The sequence below is a fragment of the Nodularia chucula CCY0103 genome, from assembly GCF_963923915.1.
GTDB classification, from domain to species: domain Bacteria; phylum Cyanobacteriota; class Cyanobacteriia; order Cyanobacteriales; family Nostocaceae; genus Nodularia; species Nodularia chucula.
Genome location: NZ_CAWUOL010000137.1, coordinates 1 through 8,953, shown reverse-complemented (window position 1 = coordinate 8,953; position 8,953 = coordinate 1). Strand labels below are relative to the sequence as shown.

Annotated in this window: 8 protein-coding genes and 1 pseudogene; 6 read left to right on the top strand and 3 right to left on the bottom strand. The window is 40.6% G+C overall.

The annotated features are described in order from the left end of the window. The first annotated feature begins 150 nt into the window (after positions 1-150). From ACM0OP_RS22935 to ACM0OP_RS22920, 4 genes are read left to right on the top strand one after another with little or no spacing between them, the layout of a single operon-like run. The gene (locus ACM0OP_RS22935) at positions 151-315 is read left to right on the top strand and encodes a hypothetical protein (RefSeq protein ID WP_414530721.1); all 165 of its coding nucleotides are present in this window, start codon (positions 151-153) and stop codon (positions 313-315) included. 12 nt (positions 316-327) lie between these two features. Continuing rightward, positions 328-975 (top strand): pentapeptide repeat-containing protein, encoded by a 648-nt coding sequence (locus ACM0OP_RS22930; RefSeq protein ID WP_414530720.1) that lies wholly within the window; start codon positions 328-330, stop codon positions 973-975. Between the two features lie 57 nt (positions 976-1,032). Continuing rightward, positions 1,033-1,857: an SDR family oxidoreductase gene (locus tag ACM0OP_RS22925; protein ID WP_414530719.1), complete on the top strand. Its 825-nt coding sequence runs from the start codon at positions 1,033-1,035 to the stop codon at positions 1,855-1,857. Between the two features lie 33 nt (positions 1,858-1,890). Further along, positions 1,891-2,802, top strand: coding sequence for an alpha/beta fold hydrolase (locus ACM0OP_RS22920; protein WP_414530718.1), 912 nt, complete (start codon positions 1,891-1,893; stop codon positions 2,800-2,802). Between the two features lie 151 nt (positions 2,803-2,953). Here ACM0OP_RS22920 and ACM0OP_RS22915 read toward each other — a convergent pair whose 3' ends face one another. Both ACM0OP_RS22915 and dnaK read right to left on the bottom strand, forming a co-directional pair. Then, entirely contained in the window at positions 2,954-3,946 is a 993-nt protein-coding gene (locus ACM0OP_RS22915; RefSeq protein ID WP_414530717.1) for a DnaJ C-terminal domain-containing protein, read from the bottom strand. Between the two features lie 102 nt (positions 3,947-4,048). Continuing rightward, the gene (gene dnaK / locus ACM0OP_RS22910) at positions 4,049-6,154 is read right to left on the bottom strand and encodes a molecular chaperone DnaK (RefSeq protein ID WP_414530716.1); all 2,106 of its coding nucleotides are present in this window, start codon (positions 6,152-6,154) and stop codon (positions 4,049-4,051) included. Positions 6,155-6,472: 318 nt separating this feature from the next. Between dnaK and ACM0OP_RS22905 the strand changes: the two genes are divergently transcribed. Both ACM0OP_RS22905 and ACM0OP_RS22900 read left to right on the top strand, forming a co-directional pair. Beyond that, on the top strand, positions 6,473-7,321 hold the full coding sequence (locus ACM0OP_RS22905; RefSeq protein ID WP_414530715.1) for a M28 family peptidase: 849 nt from the start codon (positions 6,473-6,475) through the stop codon (positions 7,319-7,321). 373 nt (positions 7,322-7,694) lie between these two features. Then, positions 7,695-7,862: a PCP reductase family protein gene (locus ACM0OP_RS22900; RefSeq protein WP_414530714.1), complete on the top strand. Its 168-nt coding sequence runs from the start codon at positions 7,695-7,697 to the stop codon at positions 7,860-7,862. A gap of 128 nt (positions 7,863-7,990) precedes the next feature. On the opposite strand, the pseudogene ACM0OP_RS22895 reads toward ACM0OP_RS22900, so the two are convergent. Then, positions 7,991-8,953 (bottom strand): annotated as a pseudogene (locus ACM0OP_RS22895) (hypothetical protein); the annotation flags it as partial.

Genomic DNA, 8,953 nt, shown 5'->3' with positions numbered 1-8,953 from the left:
TCCCCAATCCCCAATCCCCAATCCCCAATCCCCAATCCCCAATCCCCAGTCCCCACTCCCAGCTATATTTGTAATTAGCTGATCAAAAGGTTATTTATGAACTGAGTTAGCTAAGACACGCTTGTATAATATTTAAATCTCAGTATTGAATTGAGAGCAGATAGAGAAACGCTCTTCTTAAATTTATACCTGTGGACAGGAAACCGCCGCAGCCCTTGGCTAAAACAGGAATTAGAACCAAATCCAGTCTCAGGAGTAGATTTGACTCGGTTTGATTTAGCGGCTGCATCACTCATACTTAATTTGATTGTCTAGAAAAATATCATAATGAGCGAGATGGAGCAGTATTATCGAGTTTTGGAAATAGAACCTGGCGCAACACTTGAGGAAGTCAACCAGGCTTATAAAGACTTGGTGTTTATTTGGCATCCTGATCGTATTCCTCAAGAGAATCTGCGTTTACAAAAGAAAGCCCAAGACAAGTTGAAAGCTATTAATGAAGCTCGTGATCAATTGCGGTCTTTAAATGATAGGCATAAAAATAATTATCGTTCTTCGGTGTCTCAACCCCAAAAACCACCCCAAAGTTCTTACAAACCACCCAATACTAACCCGGATTTGAGTGGTAAGAATTTCCGAGGTTCTAATTTAAGTAACAAGGATTTGTCTGGGAGAAATCTGAGTTACGCTGATTTAAGTGGGGCTGATCTCAGTGATAGTTTTATGCATAAAGTTATTCTGCGGGGTGCAAATTTATCTGAGGCGAATTTGTTTAGAGCTAATTTACTGTTAGCGGATATGAGAGAAGCCAATTTACGCTCTACTAATTTAATTGGTGCGGATCTTAGTGGTGCGGATTTGCGGGGGGCAGATTTGACAGGGGCGCGGATTCGTTCGGGCGATCGCCTACTGGTAAAATTAATTGGTGCTAACTTAGCTGGGGCAATTATGCCTGATGGTCTGATCCATAGTTAGCAGTATCTGCTGTTAAGCTAAAGATGCATACTATTAACTGGAAAAATCAGGTTATTTATGAACATTGCCATTATTGGTTGTGGTTACGTTGGTTGTGCAGTGGCTGAATTATGGCAGCAAAAAATGACTTTGATGATCACAGCCACCACAACTACCCCTGAGCGTGTACCCACTTTACAAAAAGTAGCCCAAAAAGTTTTTGTCACCACTGGAAATGACCGAGAAGGATTAAAATCTGTCTTGGAAAATCAAGATATTGTCCTTTTAAGTGTTGGGGCAAAGGGGATAAATTTATATGAAGAGGCTTATCTAAAAACAGCCCAAACTCTAGTAGAAATTTTACCAGATATTCCCAGTATTAAGCAACTAATCTATACTGGCAGTTATTCGGTTTATGGCGATCGCCAGGGTGATTGGGTAGATGAAGAAACTGTAATTTCCCCTAGCAATGAACAGGGAAAAATTCTGCAAGCTACTGAGAATGTATTACTAGCTGCATCTAGTGAAAAACTCCGCGTTTGTATCTTGAGGTTGGGAGGTATTTATGGCCCCAATCGGGAACTGATGAAAATATTTAGCAGAGTTCCTGGTACAACTCGTCCTGGTAATGGTGAAGATATCGCTAATTGGATTCACTTAGATGATATTGTTGGAGGGATAGAATTTGCCCGTCGGCAGCACTTGCAAGGTATTTATAATCTGGTAGATGATGCTTATCTTAGCACTGGATTGTTACTTGATACTTTGATGGCAAAATATGATTTACCTCCAGTAAAATGGGATAGTAAAGCTAAAAGTAACCGTCCCTATAATGCAAAAGTATCTAATCAAAAAATTAAACAAGCTGGATATAAATTAATTCATCCACAAATAATATTTTAATCAATATCTAAAATCCATACTCTAGAAAATACCATGAATATCACCATAGCTCCTACCCAATTTTACACCTGGAAAAACTATCGTTGTGCCTACGACATACATCAGCCAGCTAATTCTGCGGCTGAGGGTGTGGCTTTACTATTAATTCATCCCATTGGTGTAGGTTTATCACGGCAATTTTGGCAGAGATTTCGCACTCAATGGTATATGAAAGGTCATAAAAATACCATTTATAATCCTGATTTACTAGGATGTGGTGAAAGTGATATGCCCCATATTGCTTATACTCCTCAAGATTGGGCAGAGCAATTACATCACTTTTTAGAAGAAGTAGTAAAACAACCTGTGGTGATTGTCGTCCAAGGTGCTTTATTACCTGTGGCTATAGAGTTAGTGCAGAAACAATCAAATTTAATTAAAGGTATGATTTTAGCCGGTCCTCCAACTTGGCCGGTAATTAGCAAAAACTCATCAGAGTGGCAAAATAAAATAGCTTGGAATATCTTAGATTCGCCTTTGGGAAATGCTTTTTATCGCTATGCACGACGAGAAAAGTTTTTGCGTTCTTTCTCTATTCGACAACTTTTTGGTGCAGAACAAGCTGTAGATAGAGAGTGGTTAGATATGTTAATTCCAGGGGCAGAAAATCCTGAAAGTCGCCACGCAGTTTTTTCATTTTTAGCGGGATTTTGGCGACGGGATTACAGTGGATATCTGGCTTGTATTAAACAGCCGACATTGGTAGTTGTGGGGGAAACTGCATCCAGTATTAGTAAGGAAGGGAAACAAGAAAAACCAGATGAACGTTTGACTCATTATCTGGGATGTTTACCTGAAGGTACTGGGGTGAAATTACCGGGACGTAATATTTTACCCTACGAATCAACGGCAGAATTTATCGATGCGATCGCACCATTTATTGACAAAATAGAAACTGTCAGTTAATTCTGGTACAAGTTTGACTTATAGCAATTTCCATGCAATTGAGGTACAAGCAGCCCTAATTAAACGCAGATGTACGCAGATAAACGCAGATGATTTTGTACTTTATTAGACTAGGAAATGCTATATTTAAATTAATCATGCATAGTTTTGATCATAATAAATCAGTACGGGGTTTAAAGGTTTCTATTTCCCGTAATTTTTCATAAAGTTCTCGTTCTTCAGGAGTGAGATTTTTAGGTGTGACAATTTGAATTTCTACTAATTGATCCCCACGGTTCCCGGTTTCACTAGGATATCCTTTATTAGCTAAACGCAGTTTTTGACCAGTCCTCACCCCTGGGGGAATAGTCATTTTCACTGGGCCATCTAAGGTGGGTGCTTCTACTTGTCCGCCTAAAACTGCTTCACAGGGAGTAACTGGAACTTGGCAAAGTATGTTAAAACCATCTAATTTAAATAAATTATGGGGTTCTACGGTAATTTTTAAGTAGAGGTCGCCACCATTAATACCTTGATTGCGGAGACGGATAGTTTGACCTGTCACCATACCAGGGGGCATACTTACTTCTAGCGATCGCCCATCTTCTAGTCTGATACGTTCTTTACCACCGAGATAAGCTTTTTCCAGGGGTAAGGTTAATCTCGCTTCAATATCCCGACGGGGTGTGCGCGGGGGACTTTTGGGAACTGTATACTCAACTCGGCTTTTAGGAGAACGAAAGGGATCAGTTTTAGTGCTAGTACCGCCATTTCTAGTATTTTTACGACCCCCGACACCAATCACTTGATTAATAAAACTTTCAAAATCAGAATATTCTCCTGGGTCAACATTTTCGCTGCTACTGCGACCATTGGCAGAACCAGCCCAGGTTTTGGCTTTTGGTGCTTTGTTACTCACAAAGCCTTTTTGCTTCCAATAGCGGCTAAACTGGTCGTATTGCGATCGCCTAGCCACATCAGAAAGGACTTCATAAGCCTCACCAATATCCTTAAATTTTTCCTCTGCGGCCTTATTTCCCGGATTCAAATCTGGGTGATATTGTCTTGCTAACCGCCGATAAACCTTTTTAATTTCTTCACCAGAAGCATCCTTTGGTACTCCTAAAATTTCATAGTAATCGCGGAAATTCTGCAAATTTTGCATAGCTCAATTATTTAACTTTTAATTTTACTAATAGGAAGTAGAGAAAAGAAGCAGGGGAGCAGGGAGCAGGGGGAAAGATTGTGACTTCTTAATGACTAATGACTACAACCAATCATCGTCATCATCATCCCAATTATCCTGGTAAGTTGGTCGGGAAGGTTTACGAGCAGAACGCTTGCTATCATAAGCCGGATAACGGTTATCTCTGCCATAATCGCTATCATAGTTTCTGTTGTAATCTCTACCATAGGGATCACGGGAATCACGTTCTCGATATGTATCACGGGAATCACGTTCTCGATATGTATCGCGGGAATCACGTTCTCTATCCTTATCACCACCTGTAAAAATGTCCCGAATCGTTCCCAACAAATCTTCGTCCTCGTCGTCAGCGTAATACTCCCGCACCTCCCGGTTCAGTTCATACAAAGCATCTTGTAAATCAGCATAAGCTTGATCAATACCCCGGTCTTCATTTTCCTGGAGACTTTCCCGCAGTTCTCGACAAATACCATCAATACGCTGGCGACGGTTACGCGCAAACTGCATCCCAAATTCTAAAGCCACTTCCCTGAGTTGCCGTTCAGCTTGTAAAATCAAAGCCTCAGAACGAGTCCGTTTTTCTACCCTTTCTTTGCGTTCGCGGTCAACATCGGCATATTTTTGAGCATCCTGAATCATCCGATTTACTTCTGACTCGCTCAATGTCGAAGCACCTTGAATTGTAATGCTTTGTTCTCTACCCGTAGTTCTATCTAAAGCTGTCACCTGTAAAATCCCATTAGCATCGATATCAAAAGATACCTGAACTTGGGGAATGCCTCTCGGTGCTGGCGGGATGCCGTAGAGCTTAAAACGTCCCAAAGACTTATTATTTGATGCCATTTCCCGTTCACCCTGGACTACGTGAATTTCCACAGTGTTTTGGTTATTTTCTGACGTAGAAAAAATATCAGAACGGCGTACAGGGATAGTAGTATTGCGGGGAATCAGTTTTTTCATCACCCCACCAATGGTTTCCAATCCCAAAGATAATGGTGTCACGTCTAAAAGCAGCACATCTTTGAGTTCACCCCCCAAAATACCTGCTTGAATAGCAGCGCCTATAGCGACAACTTCATCAGGATTCACATTTTCATTGGGTTCTATGCCAATTAAGTCTCGCACTAACTGCTTGACTATGGGCATTCGTGTAGAACCACCAACTAACACCACTTCCTCAATATCCACAGGTGAGAGTCCAGAATCTTTGAGGGCGCGTTTTACTGGTGTCCGTAAACGCCCGATCAAATCAATACACAAACCTTCAAATTGAGAACGAGTCAGGCGCGTTTCTAAATGTTTCGGGCCATCTGCCGTAGCGGTGATAAAAGGTAAATTAATCTCAGTGACGCTAACCGCCGAAAGTTCAATTTTTGCCTTTTCCGCAGCTTCCATGAGACGTTGTAGAGATTGTCTCTCGCGGCGTAAATCCACCCCTTCAGCTTCTAGAAATTGGTCTGCTAACCAATCGACTATTTGTTTGTCAAACTCATTACCACCTAATTGAGTATCTCCACTGGTAGCCTTAACTTCAAAAATCCCGTCACCAACTTCTAAAATTGACACATCAAAAGTACCACCGCCCAAGTCAAACACTAGGATAGTTTCCGTTGTACCCCTATCTAAGCCATAAGCTAAAGATGCGGCTGTCGGCTCATTGAGAATCCGCATCACTTCCAAGCCAGCAATTCGACCCGCATCACGGGTAGCTTGGCGTTGGGAATCATTAAAATAAGCGGGAACTGTAATTACTGCCCCTGTGACTGGTTCACCCAAATAGCGACTAGCATCATCTGCCAATTTTTTCATCACCATCGCCGAAATTTCTTCTGGGGCGAAATCCTTTTTCAGCCGGGGACAGGGAATAGTAATATTACCTAATTCATTTTTGCGAATTGTATAAGGTACACGCTTAGATTCTGGGCTGAGTTCACTATACTGCCGCCCAATAAAGCGTTTAACTGCAAAAAATGTATTTTGTGGATTGAGAACAGTTTGCCGTCTGGCCATTTGCCCAACCACTCTTTCGCCTTCTTTGCTGAAGCCTACAACAGAGGGCGTTGTTCGCATTCCTTCTGCATTGGCAATCACCACCGGCTTGCCACCCTCCATTACGGCGACTACTGAGTTGGTTGTACCCAAGTCGATGCCGACTACCTTGCCCATGCGTTACTCTTCTCCTAGCGTGTCTTGTACTTTTGTTGTGATTTTGCGGGACTACCTCTAGCTGTTGGCTATGGTATGAAAACACCTCAATGATATGATAGTCATCGTTAAGCTAAGAAGTAGAGGAGTTTAAACTTGAGGAGTTAGTTGCAAGACTAGGATAACATTGACAATGCTAAGTATGTCCAAGTATCCTGAAATATTATCAGGCAAATAATCGGATTTAACTTTTGTTGCAGTTGGGAAATCCACCCTCGTAACAGTTCCTTTTGTCTTGATGCTGTCACGAAAAGTTGATAGTGCAACTATCTTAAAGCTTTGTTTTTAAAACAGCAATTGCTAAATCATCTGCGGCAGATAGCGCGACAACGTGACCCTTACCTGGCCAGTGGTGGGCATTTTTTTGTGCAAGAGTACATTCGTGAAGAATTTTCCCAGTGGGGAAGTGTGGAAATCCACACCTTTTTAGTAGGTAGTAAACCCTGTAATAACCTGATTCTGAATTTACCCAGCCAAGGGGGAAGGAAAAAGAAAGATTTACCACCAATTTTAATTGCAGCTCATTATGATGCTGTACCAGGGACACCAGGGGCTGATGATAATGCTACAGGTGTGGCAGTATTATTAGCGTTAGCCAGAAAGTTTGCGGCTGAATCGGCGAAATATCCTTTACGGTTCGTGGCTTTCGATATGGAAGAATACGGGTTGCTGGGTAGTGCTGAATATGCAGGTTTGTTACATGAACAACGGCAACCTCTGCGGTTAATGATATCTCTAGAGATGTTAGGATATCGTGATATTACCCCTAATTCTCAACGTTATCCATCTCCTTTAGAACGCTTTTATCCTAATCAGGGGGATTTCATCGCTTTAATTGGCAATTTACGCACAATACCCGATTTAATCAAAATGAGTCGTAATATTCGCCAAGTTGGTGTACCTAGTCAATGGCTACCTGTGCCGAATCGTGGTTTAATTGTGCCGCAAATTAGACGAAGTGATCATGCGCCTTTTTGGGATTTAGGTTATCCGGCGATGATGGTGACAGATACGGCATTTTTAAGGAATCCTCATTATCACAAATCTAGTGATGCGATCGCTACTTTGGATTTAGATTTTCTCACAGGTGTTTGTGAAGGTTTAGAAGTGGCTATTCGGCAGTTGTGATTTTTTAAAGAGATAATTAAATAAAAAAATATACAAACAGTTAAAATGACAAAAGATTCAAATTTATCATTACTAGATACAGATGTACTATTTTTGCCTTCTACCGTTGAAAGAATTACTTTGTATGAAAAATTTAAATCAAAGATTACTCACAATTCTTATTTAGATAGAATCTTAGTGAGTTTTCAAGCTAATAAGCAGGCTCCATTTTCTTCCTGGTTCAAGTAGTGAAACCCAACCTACATCTGTCGCAAATGTTGTGTGAATTGATATTACAATATTAATGTCAAGGTAACTGTCCATAAATGAAAATCATCAATAATATTGAAAAATGAAAATCATCAATAATATTGAAATTCAACCCTAAAAATTAATGAGTGAATCAATTAAGTGGAGTGCAGAAGCTGAAGCTAAACTCAAAGAAATTCCTTTTTTCGTCCGTCCTTTTGCACGGAAAAAAATTGAAGCCTACGCTGAAGAGAATAGTATCTCTCTAATTACTCTGGAAATTTATGAAGATGTGAAAAAACAATTTAATTAAGATTTTAACTAATATCATTTTTGGTAAAACCTAATTTAGTATCACGCAGAGTCGCAGAGAGTTTTCATGAGTTTTTAGGATAAGTAATTAAACTGACTTGATATGCTGAATAGGGATAGAGCAGGCGATCAGGAATACAATTTAGCCTCTAACTGTTTTAATATCCGCTTAGGATTATTCTTATCTCCTTGGAAAAATTTCCAAGCTGCAAAACCGGCACCAGCAGCAATTACAGCTGCACCTCCAGTCATGACACCAACTCCACCAAGAGCAGCCATGATAGAACTATAAGCTGCGGCTCCTGATAAAGTGCTAATTGCTGTCCCTGTACTAGCAACACCAAAAGCACCCATAGCAGCCCAAGCTGTACTAACAGCAGCAGCACTGGTTGCAACTCCAACTCCGGCTGCAATTCCTAATTTTTTCTTATCTTCAGCATCCATTTGGCTAACAGAAGCAACAGATACTAAAGCAGCTGCACCAATTAACGCGGCTCCACCCGTTGCTACTGCTAATCCTCCTAACATTCCTAAACCACCCGCAGCTACAGAGCCACCACCTAACAGAGCTAAAGTTGCATTAGTCGCTGCACCGCCGGATAATGTACCTATAGCTACTCCTGTTCCTGCTTTCATTCCACTTATTGATGCAATTTGTATAGCAGTTGGGACAATTCCAGCAGCTTTATTCACTGAGTTACGGACTTTTTTCACTTTGGCGAAAACATCATCATTTTTATTTCCGTTCTGATTGTTCACTGGTTCACGCATCAACTTGTAAATTACTTTACAATCATCTGGTATCTGAGAATTTAAGATGAGTGAGTCTAATAATTTTAAATTTGCTTGCTCAGAAACTTGTTTACCATCTCTGAGAGCAGCATAGGTACTAAGTATCTCAGATTTGTATGTACTACTTTTAATACTAGAATAACTATCAATTATATCTACTATCAAGAGATCAGCCGTACTTGCTCTAGCAGTCACACTGTAACGAAAGTATATTTGTTTAAGTTCTTCAGACAGTGAACTATTTTGAATACAGCGTTTCCGGCTGTTATGAGGTACAGTAGCAGCAATTAGCAAACCAGT